General features: G+C 65.1%; 16 protein-coding genes. 8 read left to right on the plus strand and 8 right to left on the minus strand.

Annotation, left to right across the window (positions count from 1 at the left end; translation table 11 throughout):
* Nucleotides 1-47 precede the first annotated feature (47 nt).
* Nucleotides 48-1,760: an Ig-like domain-containing protein gene (locus GEMMAAP_RS02985; RefSeq protein ID WP_158514704.1), complete on the minus strand. Its 1,713-nt coding sequence runs from the start codon at nt 1,758-1,760 to the stop codon at nt 48-50.
* 359 nt (nt 1,761-2,119) lie between these two features.
* Here GEMMAAP_RS02985 and GEMMAAP_RS02990 point away from each other — a divergent pair, with 359 nt between their 5' ends.
* From GEMMAAP_RS02990 to GEMMAAP_RS03000, 3 genes are read left to right on the plus strand one after another with little or no spacing between them, the layout of a single operon-like run.
* Nucleotides 2,120-3,733 carry a glycosyltransferase family 39 protein gene (locus GEMMAAP_RS02990; protein WP_026849363.1) on the plus strand — a complete coding sequence of 538 codons (1,614 nt, stop codon included), beginning with the start codon at nt 2,120-2,122 and terminating at the stop codon, nt 3,731-3,733.
* Between the two features lie 5 nt (nt 3,734-3,738).
* A complete protein-coding gene (gene crcB, locus GEMMAAP_RS02995) occupies nt 3,739-4,113 on the plus strand; it encodes a fluoride efflux transporter CrcB (protein ID WP_053333996.1) in 375 nt (124 codons plus the stop codon).
* Nucleotides 4,114-4,163: 50 nt separating this feature from the next.
* Nucleotides 4,164-5,552: a dipeptidase gene (locus GEMMAAP_RS03000; protein ID WP_026849365.1), complete on the plus strand. Its 1,389-nt coding sequence runs from the start codon at nt 4,164-4,166 to the stop codon at nt 5,550-5,552.
* An 88-nt stretch (nt 5,553-5,640) separates the two neighbouring features.
* On the opposite strand, the gene GEMMAAP_RS03005 is transcribed toward GEMMAAP_RS03000, so the two are convergent.
* The 4 genes from GEMMAAP_RS03005 to rho all read right to left on the minus strand — a co-directional run bounded on the left by GEMMAAP_RS03005 (nt 5,641) and on the right by rho (nt 11,736).
* A complete protein-coding gene (locus GEMMAAP_RS03005) occupies nt 5,641-6,072 on the minus strand; it encodes a type 2 periplasmic-binding domain-containing protein (RefSeq protein ID WP_053333997.1) in 432 nt (143 codons plus the stop codon).
* A gap of 10 nt (nt 6,073-6,082) precedes the next feature.
* Nucleotides 6,083-7,222 (minus strand): hypothetical protein, encoded by a 1,140-nt coding sequence (locus tag GEMMAAP_RS03010; RefSeq protein ID WP_026849366.1) that lies wholly within the window; start codon nt 7,220-7,222, stop codon nt 6,083-6,085.
* Between the two features lie 74 nt (nt 7,223-7,296).
* Complete coding sequence (locus GEMMAAP_RS03015) at nt 7,297-9,432, minus strand: methyl-accepting chemotaxis protein (protein ID WP_053333998.1); 2,136 nt, start codon at nt 9,430-9,432, stop codon at nt 7,297-7,299.
* Nucleotides 9,433-9,669: 237 nt separating this feature from the next.
* On the minus strand, nt 9,670-11,736 hold the full coding sequence (gene rho, locus GEMMAAP_RS03020; protein WP_053333999.1) for a transcription termination factor Rho: 2,067 nt from the start codon (nt 11,734-11,736) through the stop codon (nt 9,670-9,672).
* Between the two features lie 453 nt (nt 11,737-12,189).
* On the opposite strand from rho, the gene GEMMAAP_RS03025 reads away from it, so the two are divergent.
* The gene (locus GEMMAAP_RS03025) at nt 12,190-12,783 is read left to right on the plus strand and encodes a tetratricopeptide repeat protein (protein ID WP_026849367.1); all 594 of its coding nucleotides are present in this window, start codon (nt 12,190-12,192) and stop codon (nt 12,781-12,783) included.
* A gap of 100 nt (nt 12,784-12,883) precedes the next feature.
* Nucleotides 12,884-13,201 carry a carboxymuconolactone decarboxylase family protein gene (locus GEMMAAP_RS03030; protein ID WP_053334037.1) on the plus strand — a complete coding sequence of 106 codons (318 nt, stop codon included), beginning with the start codon at nt 12,884-12,886 and terminating at the stop codon, nt 13,199-13,201.
* A gap of 68 nt (nt 13,202-13,269) precedes the next feature.
* Here the strand turns inward: GEMMAAP_RS03030 and GEMMAAP_RS03035 are convergent, their stop codons facing one another.
* Nucleotides 13,270-14,421, minus strand: a complete 1,152-nt coding sequence (locus GEMMAAP_RS03035) for a polysaccharide deacetylase family protein (RefSeq protein ID WP_158514705.1) — start codon at nt 14,419-14,421, stop codon at nt 13,270-13,272.
* Nucleotides 14,422-14,469: 48 nt separating this feature from the next.
* Between GEMMAAP_RS03035 and GEMMAAP_RS03040 the strand changes: the two genes are divergently transcribed.
* Nucleotides 14,470-16,809, plus strand: a complete 2,340-nt coding sequence (locus GEMMAAP_RS03040; protein WP_053334000.1) for a penicillin-binding protein 1A — start codon at nt 14,470-14,472, stop codon at nt 16,807-16,809.
* Here GEMMAAP_RS03040 and GEMMAAP_RS03045 read toward each other — a convergent pair.
* Both GEMMAAP_RS03045 and GEMMAAP_RS03050 read right to left on the minus strand, forming a co-directional pair.
* On the minus strand, nt 16,806-18,080 hold the full coding sequence (locus GEMMAAP_RS03045) for a DUF1501 domain-containing protein (protein WP_043580200.1): 1,275 nt from the start codon (nt 18,078-18,080) through the stop codon (nt 16,806-16,808). The genes GEMMAAP_RS03040 and GEMMAAP_RS03045 overlap by 4 nt on opposite strands.
* A 23-nt stretch (nt 18,081-18,103) precedes the next feature.
* Nucleotides 18,104-20,017, minus strand: coding sequence for a DUF1800 domain-containing protein (locus GEMMAAP_RS03050; protein ID WP_053334001.1), 1,914 nt, complete (start codon nt 20,015-20,017; stop codon nt 18,104-18,106).
* 120 nt (nt 20,018-20,137) lie between these two features.
* Here GEMMAAP_RS03050 and GEMMAAP_RS20470 point away from each other — a divergent pair, with 120 nt between their 5' ends.
* Together GEMMAAP_RS20470 and GEMMAAP_RS03060 are read left to right on the plus strand one after the other, a co-directional pair.
* Nucleotides 20,138-20,617, plus strand: a complete 480-nt coding sequence (locus GEMMAAP_RS20470; RefSeq protein WP_158514706.1) for a hypothetical protein — start codon at nt 20,138-20,140, stop codon at nt 20,615-20,617.
* Between the two features lie 187 nt (nt 20,618-20,804).
* Nucleotides 20,805-21,353, plus strand: a complete 549-nt coding sequence (locus GEMMAAP_RS03060) for a hypothetical protein (protein ID WP_026849372.1) — start codon at nt 20,805-20,807, stop codon at nt 21,351-21,353.
* The last annotated feature ends 364 nt before the right edge of the window (nt 21,354-21,717 follow it).

The raw sequence follows: 21,717 nt of genomic DNA on the forward strand, positions 1-21,717 counted from the left end.
TCTGGAGCGCCCCGCTGACAAAGCTAGTATACCGACCGGCCGCGCGGTCAGGGCGCTCGTTTCAACCCGGTCGTGGCGGCCGTGATGGTGATCGTGACCGTGGAGGTCTTCCCTTCCGGTTGCCCGTTGCTGTTGAGCGCCCGCAGCGTGATCGTGGTGGTGCCCACGATGGAGGCGTTGATGGAAATCACCGTTCCCTGGGAGTTGGCCTGCGCCGTGGCCACCGACGGTGTTGTGCTCTGCACGTTCACCGACCGGTTGAACAGCTGGTTGCCGTTGGAATCCAGCAGGCGAATGGCGAAGGACTTGTTGGCCGCGTTCAGCGCAAAGGAGTACGTCGCCGGCGACACCGCAATCGAGTCCACCGGAATAGGCTGGATGGTCACCGACGCGTTCCCCGACCGGTTCTCGCTGGTCGCCGTGATGGTCACGCTCCCCGGCGCGAGCGTCGTTACCAGTCCTGTCCCGGAGACCGTGGCCCGCGTAGGGTCGCTGCTCACCCACTCCACGGTGCGATCCGTCACGGTGGTGCCGGTGGAGTCTTCGATGGTGGTGGAGAGCTGCACCGTCCCCCCCTGAATCACGCTCGACGACGTGGGCGACACACGCACGATGGTGACTGGAACACGCGTGACCTGCAACGTGAGTGTGTCCGTGGCCCCTTCCGCATTGATGGCAATGCGTGCCGTGCCCAGCGCCAGCCCGGTCACGAGTCCGGTAGAGTTGACCGTGGCTATGGTGGGCGTCGCGCTGGTCCAACTCACCACACGGCCGGCCGGAATGTTGCCGCCCACCGAGTCGGTGAGCACCGAGGCGAACTGCCGCGGAATGCCGAGTCGCAGCGAGCCGCTGGTGGGCGTGATCCGAGCCGTCACAATTCGGGCATCCACCACTTCCACGTTGGCCTGGCAGGTCACGCTCGGGTACTCCACCGACGACGCCGTAATCCGCGAGGTCCCGGCCCGGCGGCCCGTCACCAGCCCTGATCCGCTGACCGTCGCCGCCACTTCGTTGTCGCTGCTCCACGCAATCGGGCGATTGGTGTTGGACAGCACATTGTTCGCCGTATCACGCAGCGTAACCGCCGGTTGCGTCTGCTGGCTGACGGTGATCTTGGTGTTCGTCGGATTGAGCGAGCAGCTTCCCACCGGAATTTCCGTCACGATCACATTGGCCGTACCGGTTGTCTGGTCGGACTCGGCACTGATGATCACGTTGCCCGGCGCCAGCGCGGTGACCACGCCATTCTGGTCAACCGAGGCCGTGGCCGAGTTGCTGGAGGCCCAACGGAACGTGCGGCCGGAGATCACCACATTTTGCGAGTTGCGCGCGACGGCGGTGAACTGCCGAGTATTGGTGCGCCGCAGCGTCACCGTGCTCGGGCTGAGCGTAACCGTAGCCGCCTGTTCCGGGGTGACGGTCACCTGCACCGAGGCCGACTTGCCATCGGCGGTGGCCGACACCTGGGCGGTACCTACCGACACGGCGATGACGTTGCCTTCGGACGTGACCGTGGCCACCGCTGAGTTGCTGGACGAGAACGACACCCGCTTGTTGCGGATGGAGTTGCCGTCGCAGTTGAAGGCCGTGCCCACAATGGTGGTGGCGCCATTCACGGGTAGCGTGATGGACGCCGGCGCCACACTGACCGAGCAGGCCGTGGGCGGCTTGAGTGCATCACAGCCCACGGTGCCGCCCAAGGCGATCACCAGCAACGCGGTGCCCACGCGACGGGTACCCTGAACTCGCGAGAATGACACAACTCGGTCTGCGACCCGCATGCAGCTCCGTCCTGGAAACAAAGAGTGGGAAACGGCGGACCCATGCGGGCCAGCCGAGGAGATTACCAACAGTAGGACGCCCGGTCGTTAGAAGCCGTAACCGTTACGCCACGGGCACATGGGCACTCGGGCTGTCCCTCCAACCTGACGGGACATTATCCAACCGGCAAGCGGCGTACCACGAACCCGTGCCCGGCGTTACCAACGCGTTTCTACCCAATTCGCGATAATCCGTTCGAACCGCGCACCGCGTGGCGTGGCCATCCCGCTGCGGGAGCCACGGAGTGGCCCGATCCGTAGCGAGACCCTCGGGCATCCGTGCAAGTTACGCCGTACCGATGTCGATACCTGATGAAACTGCCCGCGCACAGGAACACACCACCCAGTGGCTGATGGTCGCGGGCTGGGTGGTCGGTGCCGCCCTGCTGCGTACGCTGCTGTCGGCCAGTGTGCCGCTGCTCCCCGATGAGACCTACTACTGGGAGTGGACCCGGCGACTTGAGGCCGGCTACTTTGACCATCCTCCCGGCATTGCCCTGCTGATCACCCTCGGCGTAAAGCTCTTTGGCAACACGGTGGCAGGGGTGCGCGCTGGCCCCGCCATTGCCGCGCTCGTCACCCATGTCGCCGCGGTGATGTGCGCATGGCAACTGGCCGGTCGCGGACCGGCCGGGGCCATCGCGGCGCGGCGCGCGGCCATGCTCATGACCGTGCTCCCCATTGCCACCCTGGGGCTGGTGTTGGCCACCCCCGACGCCGCCCTGTTTGCCACCGCCATGCTCGCGCTGCTGGCGGTCGAACGCGCCCTGGCCACCCCTGTCCGTTCGCTCGCCAGCCTGGCGTGGTGGGTGCTGGCCGGGCTCGCTCTGGGCGGCGCCTTCGTGTCCAAGTACACTGCCGTGCTGCTCCCCATGGGGCTGGTCATCGCCTGCCTCGTGCACCCGGCGCTCCGCAAGCGCTATCTCGATGCCGGCCCCTGGGTGGCCAGCGCCATCGCGCTCGCCCTCTTTGCCCCGGTCGTGGCCTGGAACGCCTTCAATAACTGGATCTCCTTCCGGTTCCAGTTGGGGCACGGCTTCAATGCGGCGGCGCGTGGCAACCCCCTCTCCCGTGAACTGGAGATGCTGGGCGGGCAGGTGGGGCTCGCCTCCCCCATTCTCTTCGGCTTGCTGGCCATGGTGGTGTGGTTCGCCCTTCGTGACGGATGGGTGGCACGCCACACTGCCCACCCCACCGATGTCGGGGTGCGCAGGTTTGCGCTGGCCGTCATTGCCGTGGTCCCGCTGGGATTCTTCGCCGTCAGTGCGTGGCGGCGGCCGGTGGAGGCCAACTGGCCCGCCATGATCTATCCCGGCGCCATGATGCTTCTGGCCACCAGCGACCGCCCCAGCCTCCAGGGGGCATGGTGGCGCCGTGGCATCTGGGTGGCCGCCGGCTTGCTCATAGTCGTGGCGCTGCAAGCCTACACACCCATTCTGCCGCTGAAGCCCCGCAAAGATCCTATCGCGCGCGCCCACGGTTGGACCACGTTGGCCGCCGCCGTACAGCAGGCCCGTCAGGACCCCTTCCTCGACGGCACCATTGATCGCTGGATCGCTGCCGATCGCTATCAGGACGCCTCGGAGATCGCTTTCCATCTCGCCGACCAACCCACTGTGTTTGCGCTCAACCTCGGTGGCCGCACCAATCAGTACGACGTGTGGCCCAACGCCTGGCAGAAGGTACGCCCCGGCGACGGATTGGTCGTGGTCTTCGATGCGGATGCCAAAGGTGATTCCCTGGCCGCCGTGGTGGGGAGCTGGTTCAAGGCATCACAGCAGGGCGCCTTGGTCTCCCTCACACGCAACGGGGGCGAGGTGGCGACGCGCCGCCTCTGGCTCTATCGCATTGCGCGTGATGTGCCGCGGGAAAGCCCGACGCATCCGCCACAGCCCACGACGGCGGCACCGTGAACACTATGCCATCGGTGGCCGCCCTGCTGGCCGTGGCGCTGGGAGGGGCGGTGGGAAGTGTGGCTCGCTATGTCACCACGCTTGCCCTCACGCCAGTGACCGCCACGTTCCCCTACGCCACGCTGCTGGTGAACGTGATTGGATCGTTTCTCATCGGGTATTTCGGTCGCGTTTTTTCTACCCCCGAGCATGACCCCGTGGTGCGGCTCGCCCTCACCACCGGGCTGTGCGGCGGCTTCACCACCTTCTCCGCACTGAGCGCCGAAACGGTTACCCTGCTGCAGCAGGGGCGAACCGGGCGCGCCATGACCTACATCGCGCTGTCGCTGGCCCTCGGACTCGGCGCCACGGCGCTGGGGCTCATGGCTGGCCGCAAGTAAGCTCTCGCCGCGTCGGCACAACGCGCCTTCACCGTCATCCAGACTCCTTCATGTCGCCTATTCCCGCCGATCTCGCCCAGTACTGCGATGCCCACGATGCGGGCGCGCTGGACGAACTCTTTGCCTTCCTGCGCATCCCATCCGTATCGGCGCGCTCGGAACACAAAGCCGACTGCGCCGCCGCGGCGCAGTTTGTGGCCGAGGCGCTTACGCGCATTGGATTCACCACCAGCGTGGAACCCACTCCCGGTCATCCCATTGTGGTCGGCGAGTGGCGCAAGGCACCAGCCGGCGCTCCCACGTTGCTCATCTACGGGCACTACGATGTCCAGCCGGCCGAACCGCTGGAGCTGTGGACCTCGCCGGCCTTTGAACCCACCATCCGCGACGGCCGTATTTATGCGCGCGGTTCGGTGGACGACAAAGGACAGTTGTACCTGCACATCAAGGCGCTCGAAGCCCATCTTGGCGCGCGCGGCACGCTCCCCGTCAACGTGATTGTGCTGGCCGAAGGCGAAGAAGAAGTGGGGAGCGTGAACCTCGAGCACTTCCTCGAGCGCGAGAAGCAGCGACTGGCCTGCGATGCCGTGGTGATCTCCGACAGCACCATGTTTGCCCCCGGTATTCCCAGCATTCTGTCATCGCTGCGTGGCATGGCGTATCTCGAGATCAACGTGCGCGGCGCCAACGGCGACCTGCACAGCGGCATGTACGGCGGCGCGGTGGTCAACCCGGCCATGGCGCTCGCCCGCATCCTTGCCACCATGCACGATGACACCGGGCGCATCGCCATCCCGGGCTTCTACGACGAGGTGCGGCCGTTCCCTGATCACGTGCGCGCCCAGATGCGCACACTCCCCTTCAGCGACGACGCGCTCATGCACGAGGTGGGCGTCACCGGACTTGGCGGCGAACCCGGATACACCACGCTCGAACGGCTCTGGACACGCCCCACCTGCGAAGTGAACGGACTGCTCAGCGGCTATACGGGAGAAGGCGCCAAGACCGTGCTGCCGGCGGTGTCCATGGCCAAGGTGAGCTTCCGTCTCGTGCCCGACCAGGATCCCGAGAAAATCGCCGAGTTGGTGCAGGATCATGTCGATCGCGTCGCCCCGCCGGGGGTGACCGTCATGGTGGAGCATCTGCACGGTGGTCGTCCGTGGCGCGCCGATTTGCAGGGTCCCATTATCGATGCCGGCAAGGCAGCGCTCACCGCGGCGTTTGGGCGCGAGCCGGTCATTACCGGCGAAGGGGGCAGCATTCCGGTGGTGGGCGACTTTGAGCGCATTCTGGGTGCGCCCGTGCTGCTCATGGGCTTTGGCCTTCCCGGCGAAAACGCGCACGCTCCCAACGAGTGGATCAGCCAGGAGAATTACCAGCTTGGCATCCGGGCGGCGGCGGTGCTGTACGAGGAGTTTGGCGTGCGCGGTACGCGCTGAGTGAACTCCAACCCCTAACCCAAACACAAAACCCGGAACTGATCAGTTCCGGGTTTCGCGTTCGAGTCTTGGGTTCTGGGTCGCTGAACTACTTCACATCCACCACTTTCACGCCAGCCGTCGACGCGCCGGCACTCACGTAGCCAATGGCGCCGGGCGTGGCCTTCACGTACGCCACTACGTCGTCATCACTCGCCTTGGCCGGCGGCGGCACATCCTTGCCGGAAAAAATCTGCTGCTGCCAGTACGACTCAACAGCACTCACGGCGCGGCCGAGCACCGTTTTGCTGAACGTGGCACGCACCGGGCTGGTCTTCGCCTGATCCACCGGTTGCGCCGCGGTGCCGTTGGGGAACTTGGTCGTTTGCTTGAGGAACAGCTTGGCCGTCACGTCGGCCGGAAGATCGGTCGTGCTGTTCGCACTGTTCACGATCACCTTGAAATCTTGCGCGGCGGCGGGGGCCGCGCTCAACGCGATGGCCATGAAGGCCACGGCCAGAGTCTTGAATGAAGGTTTCATGGTGGATCCCTTAGAAGCTGAAGGCGACGGACAGCAAGCCGTAGTACGTCTTCGAGGCCGGCGCAAGCGTGGCCACGAACGGCGGGGCCGTCGGCGGAATCACGCTCGGGACAGGTACGTCGAAGGCGTAGCCGTCGATCTTGTGCGCTTCGAGCTTGAAGGCCACTTGGGCGGACGGCTTGTAGGTCACGCCGATCGCGATGTCTTTGTTGAGCGGCAAATCAAGGTTCGGCAGCGGTGAGAGCTGGAGGTTGTTGTTGCCACCGCTGTACTCCACGGCAAGCGTCAGCTTCTCAGTGGGCATGACACCGGCCGACGTGTACCACGAGTTGACCTTGATGTAGTTCGGGTCCTTGCTGTCAAATGCGCTGTATTCCCCGCGGACAAACGCCTTTTCGAAAGTACCGTCCGCTGACAACATGTACGTGGTCGCCCGCGGCGGGCGCGTCGAATCCGGTAACCCAGCCGCTGGCGTCTGCTGATAGTTGGCCAGGAACCCACCCACCTTCACACCCTCGATGGGCGTGTTCAGCCACAGCTGCGTACCTACCATGTTTTCATTGCGCAGGTTGAACACCAAGTTCCGTGATTCAAAAGGAATCTGCCCCTTCAGGTCAAACCCGCCTCCAAAAGCGTAGCCTTCCACCGACCAGTCGTTGCCAAGGTCGACCTGCTTGCGAACTACCACACCATCAATGAACTCCAGCGTCTCGCCATATACCGCCGACCCAACACGATAGAAGGGCAGCAGCGTGCCGATGAAGCGTACTTCGTTGAACAGACCACGCGGCAGCGGGTTCCGGCCAAGCTTCACCGAAGCGCCGTTGTCGAAACGGTGTTCGTAGAATGCCCACACCGGCTCCACCACCGGCTGAATGGACTTGAGCGGGCTTGTACCGAAGTTGCGATGTAGCAACTGGGTGACCACGCGATCCTTGTCCGAAATCTTGTAGCCGAACTGCAGGGCAATCGCGCGGTAGTCCGACGTGCCGTCGCGATTCAGGCCGAAGTATGGCAGGCCATCGGTCTTGCCGTAGCCAATGTTCGCCGACCCGTGAATGGACAGCTTGTCATCCTGCGCCGAGGCCAGGGCTGGCGTCAAGGCGATCAGTGCGCACGCGGCAATGCGCGAAAATTTGTGGCTCAACATGAGTGTCGGGGGGGTGAGTATTTTCAACGCGGATACTGGGCGCCGCAGCAGAGAGACGCCCCGCGAAAAGGATGTCAGAACGAGCCGAGAATGTCGTCGGACCCGCTGTCGTCATCAAAGGGAATGAGAGCCGAGGCGCTCACCGGAAAGACATCGTCGCCTTTCGCTGCACCAGCGCCCACGGTCGCCTTGCGGGCGTTCGTGGCAACTGGGCGTTTGCGTGCCGGGGCCGGGCGAGCCGGCGCTGAGGCCGCGCGACGCGCGGCACTGGTGGTCACCGCCGCGTGGGTCTGCGTCCGCGAACCCACGTCAAACTGCGACGCCAGTTCCTGCATCTCGGCCGCCTGCGCCGAGAGTTCTGCCGCCGCGCTCGCCGATTCTTCGGCGTTGGCGGCAGTGCGTTGCGTCAGGCCACTGATCTGCGACATCGCCGTCGTGACTTCCGCGAGCTCCTTTTCCTGCTCCGCGGCGCCTTCGGCAATATTGTTCATGATCGTGGTGGCACGCAGCACACCCGTACGGATCTCTTCGAGGCGACGCTTCACGCTCTCGTTGAGCTGCACACCCGTCTCCGCCTTTTGCACGGATTCCTCAATGAGCGCCGCCGTATTCCGCGACGCTTCCGACGCGCGGATGGCCAGGCTGCGCACTTCATCGGCCACGACCGCGAAGCCCTTACCCGCGTCGCCGGCCCGTGCCGCTTCGACCGCCGCGTTCAGAGCCAGCAGATTCGTCTGGAACGCGATTTCGTCAATCGTCTTGACGATCTTGGCCGTCGAGTCCGCGGACTTCTTGATTTCGGCCACGGCATCGGCCAGCGCCGTCATGCGCTCAACACCCTGCTCGGTGGTTTGCGTCGCCTTGTCCATGGCGGCGCGGGCTTCCGCCGCGTCCGCCGCATTGGCCTTGGTACGCTCATCCACCACCGCGATGCGGTTCGACACCTGATCGATGGCGCCCGCCTGGTCGGCCGCGCCGCTCGCCAACTCCTGGCTGCCGTCACCGATCTCCCGTGCCGCCGAATTCACCTGGCTGATGGCCGTGGTGAGCGACGCAAACACTTCGGCAATATTCTCGAGCGCGGTGTTGAGGGACTCCTTGATGGCGGCATGTTCGCCCACGTAGTTGCCCTTCACGCGCGCCGACAGATCCTTGGCCGCCACCAATGCCAATACATCCTTGGCCTCGGTAATGGGCTCAATGACCGCATCCAGCGTGGCGTTCGTGCCGGTGATGAGTTCGGCGTACGCGCCGCGGAACTGCTCCGGGTTGCCACGCTTGGAGAGATCACCATGCTTGGCCGCTTCAATGACCGTGGCAATCTCGCCCGTCACGCCCCGCAGCGTCTCCGTGGCGCCGTTGATGCTGCGCGACAAGACATCGTGTTCGCTGCGCACTTCCACCTGCGCCGTCAGATCGCCACTGGCCAGACGATCGGCCGCATGGGCCACGCCGCCGATGTAGCCAATCATGCCGCGGAATGCTTCCGCCAATTCGCCAATTTCGTCCTTTGACGAAATGTCCACCTGCACGTCAATTTTGCCGCGCGCCAGGTCACGGCCCGTATCCGACAATTGGCGCATCGCTCCAATGACACTGCCCAGCGTGCCCCACGCCAACACACCCAGCACCGCCAGGGCAACCACCAGCACTCCGGTGGTGACCAGCAGGGTCGTGCTCTGCAAGCGGTCCGCCCCCACGAATGCCGACGCAATGGCCTTTTCGCGATCGGCAATCTGATCGGTCAGCGACTTGGACAGCGTGGCATACTTCTCCTTCACGCCAGTCATACCGCCCATGAGATCTTCCATGGAGCCGGTGATCATGCCGACGCTGGTGCTCTTCGCCTGCTCCGTGTACGCCACGAAAGCGGCAACCGTGGCTTGCGCCGCAGCGCTATCGACGGTCGCGTTCTTCCCCAGTGAATCACCCTTGGCGGCAAACGCCGCGATGACCGAATCCGCCTGGGAGATGGCCGCCGTATCACTGGCGCCAACCGCGTCGCGCAGCGCGCGCTGGTAGCTCTCCAGCAGCGCAAACTGTGCCCGGGAAAGGTCCAACGCCGGCGAGTGGCCGTTTCGGATGGCGGTGAGTTCCGCCTGTGCACGCCGACCGAGGACTGTGGAAATGCCAAGGGTGGCCAGAAATCCCACCGCCGCAACGACGGGGAGCGCGAGGATTTTGGCCCGAAGCGACAGAGTACGAAACATAGGTATCCGCAGGTGACTACAAAGAGGAACGGGGCAGGGTGCCAAGTCGCACCCTGAGCTGTCACCTTTGGTATCGGGCGTCGGGAATTGTTCTTTAGTGAACGCCACGAAATCGTCACACCGCCGGCACAACCGTCACGGTCTGCGCGGATTTTCCAGCTGGGGTATTTCAGGAAATGAAAAACGACGGCGCCGGGAGCATGCTCCCGGCGCCGTCGTCTTTTTTTGGTCGTGCAATTACAGGCCGTCGAGCAGCGAATCGTTATTCGACGTGGCGGCAATGCGCTTGATGAGCCACTCCATGCCTGCCTGCGGTGGCAGCTGGTGCAAGCCACGGCGCAGCAGATGCACTTTCTCCAACTGATCGGGACGATACAGCTTCTCCTCGCGACGCGTGCCACTGGTGGCAATGTCGAAGGCCGGGAAGATGCGGCGGTCGGCCAGTGAGCGATCAAGCTTGATCTCACAGTTGCCGGTGCCCTTGAACTCCTCGAAGATCACGTCGTCCATGCGCGAGCCGGTTTCAACCAGCGCGGTGGCGATGATCGTGAGCGAGCCGCCGCCGTGTTGCGGTGCAATCATGCGCGCCGAGCCGAAGAACGCCTTGGGCTTCTGCATGGCAGTGGCATCAAGGCCACCGGACATGGTACGACCGGTTCCTCGATCGACCGTGTTGTGCGCGCGGGCGAGGCGGGTGATCGAGTCGAGCACGATGACCACATCCTTCCCTTGCTCGACCAGACGCCGAGCGCGTTCCAGCGTCATCTCCGCCACTTCCACATGGCGCTTGGGCGGCATATCGAAGCTGGAGGCCACGACTTCGCCGTACCCCCACGTGATCATCTCACTCACTTCTTCCGGCCGTTCGTCCACCAGCAGTACGAGCAGCGCGGCTTCCGGATGATTGATGCTCACGCCTTCGACAATGGCCTGCAGCAGCGTGGTCTTGCCGGCCCGGGCCGGTGCCACGATGAGCGCGCGTTGGCCGTAGCCAATGGGCGCAATGAGATCGATGGCCCGCCGCGTGAGCTCAGGGCCGGTCTTGGCCGGACGTCCGGTCTCCAACGTGAGCTTCCGGTCAGGATAACTCGCCGTGAGGGTGTTGAAGTCGGGGCGCTTTTCCAGCACAACGGGTGATCCGTCGTTGAGCTGCTGCACCTCGACCACCACAAAGCGGCCGCGATGATCCCGGCCGTACGTGACATCGAGCTTGTCGCCACGACGCAGCTGGTGCAGCCGCACCAACGCGGGGGGAACGAACGGGTCGGTGGGTTCCGGGAGGTAGCTGTTTTCCGGACGACGCAAAAACCCTCCGTCGCGCGACGCATCAAACCACCCCGCCATCGTGCCTTCCACGGCCACCGGCGTTTGCGGCGCCCGATCAAAGCCGACATCCTGGGCGGCGCCACCTGCGGCGCCCGGGGCCCCGCCACCGCCGCCTCGACGGAAGCGGTTCCGGCCACGGCGACCATTGCGACGGTCGTTGTCGAAGCCCCCCTGACGCTCGGGGCGCTCCGGACGATCTCCGCCAAATTCTGCCGCGGGACGCTCCGGACGTTCAACGCGCTCCGGACGCTCCGGCCGTTCCGGGCGATCGGGACGGTCCACGCCCGGCGGACCACCCGGACGCTCGCCACGATCACGATTCCGGTGACGACCACGACGACGTCCGCCACGCTCACGACGATTGTCAAACGGGCGATCCGGACGATCGGGGCGCTCCGGGCGATCGGGGCGCTCCGTACGGTCCGGGCGCTGTTGTTCGGTGCGTTCCGGCCCATCGGTACGGTCGAAGGCCCGATCGTACCGGTTCTGCGGCTCCTGCCGTTCGCTGCGCTCGGCGGGATCGTACACCGGTGGCACATAGCGCTCAGCCCGGAATTCCGGGGCGGCCGGCGGCCGGGGCTCGTTGCGCGGCTCCGGTGTGGTCTCGGGGCGCGGCTCCGTACGGGTCTCGCTCCGTGGCTCAGCGGCGTCGCTGCCGGCCACTCGCCGAGGGGTGCCACGCGCGGGGCGGCGTTCGCGAACCTCGGCGCGGGGCGCGTCCGGGGCAGGGGTGGGGGCGGGGGAAGGGGCGGCGGCGGCAGGCGGTGCCGCGTCGATAGCGTCGCCCTTCGGCTTTCGCGGAGCGCGCGGCCGACGGGGCTTGGCGCCCTCGTCGACGGCTTCGGCCTTGGCGGCCGGCGCGGGTTTTTCGATCTTTGCGCGCTTCACCGGCGCGTCAAGATACGGATTGTCGTCCCCAGCGATCTCGGGGTTCGGCTGCGTACGCGGCCGGCGGGCTGGACGTTTCGGTTCGGTCATTCGACTACTGCGAGTGGTACTGGGCGCTCATGTCCGATCGGACCGAGCACGGCTCTCGCCTACGCTGCAAATCGCAGCGCAGGGCGAAGCCTGAGGGACGGACCCGCGAACGGGTCGCGAAGCGCGGAAGCGCAGAGTGATGCGGGCTGCTGGGGGACGGAATTGTGCCGTCACACTGCCGGATACACGCAGGCGGGCATCCGGTACCGCTGAGGGGAACGCGCGGAGGTCATGCCTCCGGTCTCTCGAAAGGGCCGATGTTCGGCTCAACCGCAGCGCGTCATTGCAAGGCGCCGCAGCACAGAACGTCCTCCGAGTTCCTGTGAGTATTACGAGGCAAGGCCAATCGCGCAACCCTTTGGGGGGAGTTGGAGTTCATGGAATGACGGGAATGTTACGGTTTCCCCTGCATATTCCCGGCCGCCCCATTCCGGCCCCTTCTAGTTTTCCCCCATGATTGCACCCCTCTCTGACTTGCCGGCGGCCCTCGCTGACGCCGTCGCCGCCTACGAAGCCTCCGGCAACATCGGTGGCCTCATGGAGCGCCTCCATCATATCCGTGATGGCGCCACCCCCGATGCCCTCGTGGCCGCCACCGAGCCGTGGCTGCATATGCCCGAGGTGGCTGGCCCTCTTTATGAACGCATCGTTGACCATCAGCCCAACAATGCCCGGGCCCTGGTCATTCTGGCCAACGCCTATTGGCTCTCCGGTCGCGGCCCCGAAGTCGTGGGGGAACTCGCCTCCCGCGCCCTCTCCGCCGACCCTGATAACCGCGGCGCCTGGCACATGTGGGCCCTTACGGAAGGCAATCAGCGCGATCGGACCATCCGCTGGCTGCAGGTCACGCAGCGCTTCCCCGACGACATGCTCGCCAAGGCCGCGCTCGCCGATAACGCCGCGTCACTCGCCGCCGCCGAACATGACCGCGAAGCACTCGACCTGGCCATTGGCGCCTACGAAGAGCTCTGGAACAACTCCCCCACCGAGCAGCAGCGCGCCGCCCTCGAGACGGCGCTCAACACACTCCGCAACTACCAGTTCTGAGTCCCTGATGTCCGATACCACTGCCGGCGGCCCCCCGCACGACCACTCCACTGGTCCCGAAAGCGCCGCCCTCGCGGAGTTCCGTCAGTTTCGCGAGCGCATGAACACCCGCATCCTCGGCGAAAACAATCTCGTCATCAATCGCTTCTTCAATCTCGACGGCCGCGCCTACGAAGGCGGCGCGCTGTCCGTCAAGACGAAAGAGTTGCTCGGGCTGGTGGCGTCACTCGTCTTGCGCTGCGATGACTGCATCACCTACCACATCGTGCGCTGCGCCGAAGAAGGTGTGAGCCGCGACGAAATCTTCGAGACGCTCAGCATCGGCCTCATCGTGGGCGGCAGCATCGTCATTCCGCATCTCCGCCGCGCCGTCGACCGGTGGGATGATTGCGAGCGGATGCGACAGGCGCAGGCGTAAGCGAACGGACTGCTGAACAGCCGTCGGAAGCAGGGAGAAGACATCCGACGCAAGGCAAATGGGGGCAGCTACGGCTTCGCCACCGTCTTCGGATTCCCATCCGACACGAACCGCGCCCACTTTCCGCTGGCCTTGTCCATTTCGTTCAGCGTCGTCGTCAGCTTCGTGCCGCCCTGCAGCGGCACGCGCGGCAACGCCTTCGGATTGAACTGCGGATCGAACGGGCTGCGGGCCGGTCCACCGGCCACTTCAAACACGGCCTCGTGGCTGTACACCACGGACCGCTTCCCTTTCTTGTCGTACCACGAGCCGCGCAGCGTGAGCGCCCGGTTCTTGGGCCACAAGCCGTACGGCAGCGCCATGCCGCGCACCTTGTAGCCGGGTACGGCACTGTCAATCGCCATCGCGCCCCGCGCAAACTGCTCCTGCACCACGGCGTCGGGATACTTGCTGAGCTTCGCATGCCACAGCGTGTGATTGCACAGCTCGAAGCCCTGCTTCACCAGAAACTGGACCTTGGGGAAGCGCCATTCCGTCTTTTGCCCCTGAATACCCTTGTCGCCAAAAAAGGCGTGCCCCGCCTCGGCGGCGGGGAGCATGCAGAACAATCCCTTGGCCTTCCAGTCGGGGTGGGTCTTGAGGAAGTCCATCAGAATGCCCACCGCACTCGTGGGGTCCACCACCAGCTGCCCGTTGCGCTCGAGATAGCGAAACTGACTGGGCGAGGCATCGTCGAACGTGAACAGCACCGGGGTCTTGCCGGCCGGCACATCGAACGTCTTGTCGAGAATCTCCGACAGATTCACCGGGACGTAGCCGCGGGCATGCAGTTCGGCGAGCTCGGCCCGGAAACGCTCGCGCGACACCTTGTACGAACCGTCCGCTTCCCCGACTTGATGCCACTCCACAATGGGGAAACGGCCGAGCTCGTTTGGGGTGCGTGGTCCAGTGGGGGACGAGGCCGTCCCGGCCGACACTCCCGACAGGGCGTTGGGGGGCACCTTGGACGGTGAGGCGGGGGGCTGCTTGGCACTTTCCCCCCGCTCGACTCGTACGAATGGGAGCGCTGCCGCCGGCCAGGCAAGAACGGACGACAGCGCGACAACCGCGGCCACCCTCCGCGGTGTCTTGGATGGCAGGGCCCGAAGGGTGAAACGGAACACGATGTTGGTCTGGCTGGCCATGAGGCAGTGGCGGCGATCGACGGCGGAGAACGACAAGCGATGAGTGATCAACCTAACGAGTCCAGGGAGCCACTTGCGGCTTCCGTGAGTGCGCCCGCACCATCGGCGCGCCCACGGTGGCGCTTGCGTGCGCCCCGGCTTGGCAAGGTGTTGCTGTACGGTGTGGCGGCTGCCATTGCCGGCGCCCTGATCACGACGTCGTGGTGGTGGAGTTGCGGATGGCAATCGTGCCCCACGCCGCAGCAATTGCAGGCCTGGCGCCCCACCGAAGGTGGTACGCTGCTGGCCCGCGATAGTGCCTTTGTCAGTGCCCTCTCACCGGTACGTCGGGTCAACGTGCCGCTATCGCGCGTGCCGCGGCATGTCACCGCGGCCTTCATTGCCGTGGAAGATCGTCGCTTTCACGAGCATCACGGTGTGGATTGGTATGGCGTCGCCCGTGCCATGGTCAGCAACGTACGGGCCGGTGGCGTACGCGAAGGCGCGAGCACTATCACCATGCAGCTCGCCCGCAACGTCTTTCTCGGCAACCGCGCCGCCGAACGCAGCTTCGGCCGCAAGTTTCTCGAATGGCGATACGCCGGCTTGCTCGAAGCCGCACTCAGCAAAGACGATATTCTCGAGCGCTACCTCAACGCCATTTATCTTGGCAACGGCGTGTATGGCGTTGAAGCGGCCAGCCGTGATCTGTTTGGCAAAAGCATCGCCGAGGTCACGCTAAGCGAAGCGGCCATGCTGGCAGGGCTGCCCAAGGCCCCGTCAAGCTATTCCCCGCGCAACAGTCGCAAGCGGGCGCTTGCGCGCCGGGCGATCGTGTTTGGTGTGCTCGAGCGTGAACGAATAGCCGATGCCGGCACCATTGAGGCGGCACGGCGCGCTCCGTTCAAGATTGCCAAACGCGAATTCGTTCCTACCCGTCCAGTCGATTCCTGGGCGGTGGAAGCGGTACGCGTGGTGCTCGATTCCCTGCGCACGGCTGGCGTGATTCCGCGCGCTCTCAACGACGCCCAGCTGCGCGTCTGGACCACCATCGATCGCCGGGCCCAATTGAGCGCCGAACGCGCCATCGCCGCTGGCGCAGCCGCCATCGATGACGAACGCCGCTGGGGTGGTTTTGACGTCCGCGGTGAAAATCGCACACAGGGCGCTCTGGTCGCTCTCGATCCCATGAATGGCGCCGTACGCGCCATTGTGGGTGGGCGTCGCGTCGAGCGCAAAGGCTTCAATCGTGCACTCCGCGCTCAGCGGCAACCGGGCTCCACCTTCAAACCGTTCGTCTACGCCGCGGCGCTGCAGCAGGGCTTTACTCCCGCCACCATGGTGGAGGACCAGCCGGTGGAAATTGACACGGGCAACGATGTCTGGCGCCCGTCCAACTACGGCGACAGCTACTCCGGTCGCATCACGCTGCGTGATGCGCTCAACCGCTCGGCCAACGCGGCAACTGTGCGCGTGAGTCGTGATGTGGGGGTCGCGAAAATTGCGGCACTCGCGCGGGCGCAGGGCATTACCAGTGACTTGCCGATCGTGCCGGCCTTGGCGCTCGGTGCCGCGTCAGTGACCCCCATGGAGATCACAACGGCCTACGCGGCCTTCGCCAACGGCGGCGCACGCGTGGTGCCCTATCTCATCGACAAAGTTGAAGATCCGTTCGGGCGGGTGCTGTGGCAGGCCCCTCCGCGTCGCAACCGAACCGTGCTCGCCGCCACCGACGCGTTTCTCGTCACCTCATTGCTGCAGAGTGTGGTGGATCGTGGTACCGGACGTCCGGTACGCGACGCAGGCGTTCGCGGACCAGTGGCCGGGAAAACCGGGACGACCAACGACGGCGCTGATGTCTGGTTTGTGGGCTATACCCCCTCGCTGGTCGCGAGTGTCTGGCTGGGCGCCGATCGCCCGCAGCCACTGGGCTGGAACGCCAGCGGCGGCCGACTGGCGGCACCGGTGTGGGCGCGTTTTCTGCGCGATGGGTGGCGCAGTCCGGAGGAAGATATTGCCTGGACGGCTCCCGCCGGCATTGAGACCAAGCAGATCGATGTCGGCACCGGCAAGCTGGCGAGCGACTGGTGTGGTCCCTCGCGTCGCGAGTTCTTCAAGACCGGCACCATGCCCACCACGTCGTGCGAAAACGAAGTGACGTGGGCCATGCGTGACGCGGAACCGCCGGATTGGCACGAAGACACCGACGGTACCGGTACTGTGGATCCGGAAATGCTGGGGAACGCGGTTGAGGCAGTGCTGGAAGCCACACAGGCCAACGAACAGCTGCGCGCCGTCTCAGGGCGCGTGATGCGCGAAATCCGTCGCGCCGCCGAACGCGAACGTCAAAGCATCGAACGCGATCGTCGCAACGCCGAGCGGCAGCAACGCAATCTTCCGCGTGCTCCCGCTCCGCCTGCGGCTCCAGTGCCTCCGCGCAACTAACCCAGCACGCCGAGCCAGTCTTTCGCGCTCCCCGTGTAACCGGGGAACATCGTCGAGGTATCGGTTGCGCCGAGATGTTTGTTGGCGATCTCGGAGAACACCGCACGGAAGTCGGTCGTGAGCGCCAGGTCGCGCCCTTCGTACAACTGCTCGGGGGCGAGCCCGGGCCACCGGCCGTGCACCTTGCGCGCGCTCCCCAGCGCACCGCCCAGCACGAACATCGCGCCTGCGTGGCCATGATCGGTGCCCCCGGTGCCGTTCTGTCGCACCGTGCGCCCAAACTCCGAGCAGGTGAGAATCACCACGTCGCCCATGCGATCGCCAAGATCGGTGACCAGCGCGGCAATGGCGTCGCTGAAATCGCGGAGCCGGTTGGCCAGTTGCCCCTGCGCGCCCCCCTGATTCACGTGCGTATCCCAGCCGCCCACGTCGGCAAACGCCACTTCCAGCCCCACGCCCGCCTTGATGAGCTGCGCAATCTGGAGCAGGCGCTGACCGAACGGTGACCGCGGGTACGCCGCGCCCGCGGCTGGCTTGTATTGCAGCGGGTTGGCCGCGCGCAGCACTTTCAGCGCTTCAAACATGTCGCTGCCGCTGCCGTGAATGAGATCGGCGTTGCCCGTGCGGTACAATGCTTCCAGGCGCTTCTCCGCGTCGCCGCCATTCGTGCGAATGGAGAACTCCTCAATGGCGTTCATCGCCACCACGGGAGAACTCCCCTCCAGAATGCGCGGTGTTTGCGCTGACATGGCGACCGCGCGAAAGGGACTGGTGGCAGCGCCGGGTGCACACGATTCGCAGGTGCCCTTGACGGCGAGATAACGATTGAGCCAGCCATCGGTGGTGCCTTTGCGGTCGGGCGTGCCGGTCTCCATGTAGTCCTGCGCATCGAAGTGCGAGCGTGTGGCACTGGGACTCCCCACCGCATGCACCGGGGCCAGCAGCCCGCGGTCCCAGAGGGGTTTGAGGCTGGCCATGGCCGGATGCAGGCCAAAGTACCCGTCCAGATCAATGGCGCCGCCGGTGCCGTTGCCACGCGCTGGCGAGGGAATGGCGAGCTGCGGACGTGCGGCGTAATAGCCGCGGTCACCGAATGGCACGAGCACGTTGAGCGCGTCGGCTGCTCCGCGTTGAAACAGCACAATGAGCGTCTTGCCGCGGGCGGCGCGCGGCAAATCCATGGCCAGTGCGGTGCGACGCAAAAAGCTGGGCGAGAGCCCAAGGGTGAGCAGTGATAACGCACCGCCCTTCAGAAATACGCGACGATCCATGAGTCAGGTCTCCGTAGCGGTGGTCAGCGACGCTGAAATTCGGGAGCGCCCAGGGCAAGCCCCACAATGAGCGCCAGCCCGGTGGGGGCCACCGTGGCTCGACGGGCCGCCGGTGTCATTCTCGGCTCGTCATCGTCCGGGTCGGTGAGCAACGTGTCAGTGCCAGCACCGCGGGCCGCAAGAAACGGATTGGTGCCGGTCATCAGCACCTGGCGTGTATCGCTGGAGACGGCGCCACCCAACAGATCACGAATCACGCCTTCGACCTGCGCCTCGCGATTGAGTGACGCCAGCGTGCGATACGACGGCCACTGCGCCAGTCGCACACCGGCCATCCGCCCACTGGCTACCGTAAGCCCGAAGTTGATGCGGTTGAGAATGGCGCCGGTGTTCATCCAGGCGCTCCCCACTTCGGGATAGCCGTTGGGTGCCTGGTGGCCAAAAATGGGTTGCCCAAGCCGGCTCACCACCTGCGCGGTGCGCGGCGTCCCGTCGGCAGGGGCCTGTAAGGCGCGCAACGTACTGGCCACCAGCTCAAACGGGCTTTTCACCTTGGCGCGATAGGCCGCTGTGCTGAAGAACTCCGGGCTCGTAACGATGGTGCGCACCGTTTCGCGAATATCCCCGTCGGTGCGACGGAACGTCGCGGCCGCGCGCGCCACCAACGCCGGCGGTGGGGTATCGCTCACCAGCCGTCGCGCCAGCTTTGAGGCAATGAACGTGGCCGTCTGCGGGCGCGATGCGAGCAGGTCGAGCACGGCCTCGCCTTCTTCCACCCCACGCCCCGCCGGGAAACTCTTCCCCAGAATGGTCTTGGCCCCAGCGTCGTGCACCTGACCACGAAAGACAAACCCGCCACCCTGCGCACCACGCTCCAGTGTCCAGCCGGTCAGCGCCTGCGCCACGGCAATCACATCCTGCTGCGTGTAGCCGCCGTCCACGCCCAGCGTGTGCAGCTCCATGAGTTCACGGGCGTAATTCTCGTTCAAGCCGCGGCGGCGCTGCGCCAGTTGCTGTAGAGCCGGATTCTGCGCCATACGATCCATGACCCGCTGCCGCGCCACGTCGGCGCGACGTTGTGCGGCCCGGCTACCAGCTCGGGCGTTGGCCCGCACCGGCTGCAAGGTGGGACGTCCGCTGTCGGCCACACTCTGCCAATTATCGAGGTAGTAGAGCATGGCCGGGCTCTTGGCCACCGCCCCCAGCAGCGCCCGGAAATTGCCCAGGGCATGCTGCCGTATGGTGCGGTCATAGTCCGTCAGGAAATAGCGGGTCCGATCCTTTCCGGCGAACACGTTGAAGTGATTCTCCCAGAAATCCACCAACACCTCTTCCAGCTGGCGCTCGCTGACCACAGCACGCGCCACCCGACTGGAGGCGAGCTCGCCCAGAAACTGCGTCGATCGGCGCGCCTGCTGGCGCAGCCGCGCCGAGTCTTCGGCTGAGACAACCCCGTTGCCGCGACGCGCCAGTGCGGCGAGCGCGACGTTGGCGGGTGGGTATTCTGCCAACAACTGTTCCGCCGTCATGGACACCGTCTGATAGCGGCCCATCAGCGCCGTCGTGACGCTGTCCGGCAAACGCTCCGGATGCAGTTGCTGCTCAATCCACGCATCTACCCCAAACCGGCGCACCGCCTCCACATCCCCCGGGCGCGGCCCGAACGCGAGGCGGTGCAGCACGTGCTGGACCTGTTGATCCGCCGTCTGTTCGCGGGGCAGACGCGCCTCGGCTGACAGCCGTTCCGGTGCGGCCCCTTCGAGCACCTGACCGGTCGCACTGGTGCCCCCGGCGGGTGAGGCGCAGCCACTCAGGAGCCACGCGGCACTGCACACCGGCCACACGAGACGGTGCCAACCACGCGTCACGAGAAGGGACGAACGGCGACCAACGGCATTCTGTACGGTCTGGCGCGATTTGGCGAAGCACAACGGCATGCGAACACTCCAGTGAAGTCCCCCGTTTGGACGCTGTGGGGACGATCCCGTTAAGCGGCGGTGATCGATGACCCCTGTGAAGTCATCCGAACCCTGTGCCTTCAGCGTATATCTTACCGCATGCATTCTTCTGCCCCGTCGGGACGATTCGAGCGATTGCTCGATGCCGCCTTTGCCACTGGTACCCTTGCCGCGATCGCCACCGGTGGGACGTTGCTGGGGTTGGGATGGCGTGAGGGGGAGGCGGGGCGGGTGTTCCGGCTGGCCGGGCGTGGACTCCTTGAGCGATTCGGGGTGGTCTCGGCCGCGGCCCCGCTCACCTCGGTGGCGCTCGGGTACCTGCATCATCTGCTGATCGCCTCCCTCTGGGGATTTCTGCTTTCCCTGCTTCTGCTGCCGCTCCGCGGAGCCCTTCGCTTCGTGGCCGCCGGCGTTGCGGCCGTGGGATATGTCGTGCTCGCCGCACTGTTTCTCCCGCCTGCCCTCCGCATTGGCTATGCAGTGACGTCGGACATACCCAGTGGGGTTCCTATAGGGGCGGCGTTGGCGTTGGCGTTGCTGGGAGGCGTCTGGTTGGAGGCCGCCCAGCAGGAGCCCTGACGACTATCCGGTCCGTTCCAATTGTGACTCGGTCGCAACACCCGGAGCACTCCGGAAGGCCGTTGGCACCAGTTATGCTCAGGAGTCGTTGCTCAATAGCAGGTGGAACGTCCTTCTCACGTGGACGGCGCACGTGACGAGGCGGAGCCCCACCGGTCCTTGCAGGACATTTTTTCAGGAGGTAGACATGGACGTCCTCGTACGACTCGAGGAGCGTCCGAGCGATTCGCCGGTACTTGCGCACGTGAACTCCATTCCCGTGCTTCCGTTCGGAACTCGCTCGCGGCGTGAAGTGGTAACGCTGTACGGACAGGCCGATGCCCAGTCACTCGCACTGGCACTGGCTGCCACGTTCGAGAGTGAGCGCATGGAAGCCTCGGCGTCAGGGGTTGTGCGTCACCTTGGTGTCTGGCCGGACCGCGGGGCAGTGGGTGATTCAGCGTGGCGCGATGGTGCCACTGGTCGCCTCGTCACACAGGATCTCGACATCCCGTTGCTGACGCTTGAAGCACGGGCCTCTGAACTGCTCGGAGCCTGTGGGACCACCATTCGGCGCGTGGCCGCAGGACTCGCCATGTCCGACTGGCCGGAAGGAACCGAACGGGCGTTGACCTTCTCGCTCGCAAGTGGTGTCAGTGGCGGCGGCGCGCTGGACGATGAGGCCGGCACCGAGAATTGGCTCGACTCGCTCCGACAGGCGGATGCGTACTCGTACGATGAAACGGAGGCAGACTGATCGGCCTTGTCTTGTCTGAACTTTCGCAGGAAAAAGCGGGCGAATCACTCCGGTGATGCGCCCGCTTTGTATTTGCGGTCAGATAGAACTGAAGACTGAAAACTCCCACTGCCAACGGAAAACTCCAACTCACAACTGAAAACTCCCCTCACGACGCAAGCGCCAGGCGGCGAGCAGGAGTTATAAGTTCTCAGTTGGAGTTCGCAGTTCTCAGTTGGAGTCTTCAGTTCTCAGTTCTTGAAGCTCAAATCCTGAATTTCAAATCTCACTGCTCATCTCTCCGCCAAATCCAGTCAGGCTTCCCCCGACCGTTCGTCCGGCCCAGCATGCTTGCTCCCCTCCGGTCCGGGGCGCACCGTCCAAG

The organism is Gemmatimonas phototrophica (assembly GCF_000695095.2).
GTDB lineage: Bacteria > Gemmatimonadota > Gemmatimonadetes > Gemmatimonadales > Gemmatimonadaceae > Gemmatimonas > Gemmatimonas phototrophica.

Bases quoted from the DNA above. Each gene is read 5' to 3' on its own strand.
- GEMMAAP_RS03045 (WP_043580200.1), bottom strand. From the start codon at position 18,080: ATGGATCGTCGCGTATTTCTGAAGGGCGGTGCGTTATCACTGCTCACC.
- GEMMAAP_RS03050 (WP_053334001.1), bottom strand. From the start codon at position 20,017: ATGCCGTTGTGCTTCGCCAAATCGCGCCAGACCGTACAGAATGCCGTT.
- GEMMAAP_RS20470 (WP_158514706.1), top strand. From the start codon at position 20,138: ATGCATTCTTCTGCCCCGTCGGGACGATTCGAGCGATTGCTCGATGCC.
- GEMMAAP_RS03015 (WP_053333998.1), bottom strand. From the start codon at position 9,432: ATGTTTCGTACTCTGTCGCTTCGGGCCAAAATCCTCGCGCTCCCCGTC.
- GEMMAAP_RS03025 (WP_026849367.1), top strand. From the start codon at position 12,190: ATGATTGCACCCCTCTCTGACTTGCCGGCGGCCCTCGCTGACGCCGTC.
- rho (WP_053333999.1), bottom strand. From the start codon at position 11,736: ATGACCGAACCGAAACGTCCAGCCCGCCGGCCGCGTACGCAGCCGAAC.
- GEMMAAP_RS03005 (WP_053333997.1), bottom strand. From the start codon at position 6,072: ATGAAACCTTCATTCAAGACTCTGGCCGTGGCCTTCATGGCCATCGCG.
- GEMMAAP_RS03060 (WP_026849372.1), top strand. From the start codon at position 20,805: ATGGACGTCCTCGTACGACTCGAGGAGCGTCCGAGCGATTCGCCGGTA.
- GEMMAAP_RS03000 (WP_026849365.1), top strand. From the start codon at position 4,164: ATGTCGCCTATTCCCGCCGATCTCGCCCAGTACTGCGATGCCCACGAT.
- GEMMAAP_RS03010 (WP_026849366.1), bottom strand. From the start codon at position 7,222: ATGTTGAGCCACAAATTTTCGCGCATTGCCGCGTGCGCACTGATCGCC.
- crcB (WP_053333996.1), top strand. From the start codon at position 3,739: ATGCCATCGGTGGCCGCCCTGCTGGCCGTGGCGCTGGGAGGGGCGGTG.
- GEMMAAP_RS03030 (WP_053334037.1), top strand. From the start codon at position 12,884: ATGAACACCCGCATCCTCGGCGAAAACAATCTCGTCATCAATCGCTTC.
- GEMMAAP_RS02990 (WP_026849363.1), top strand. From the start codon at position 2,120: ATGTCGATACCTGATGAAACTGCCCGCGCACAGGAACACACCACCCAG.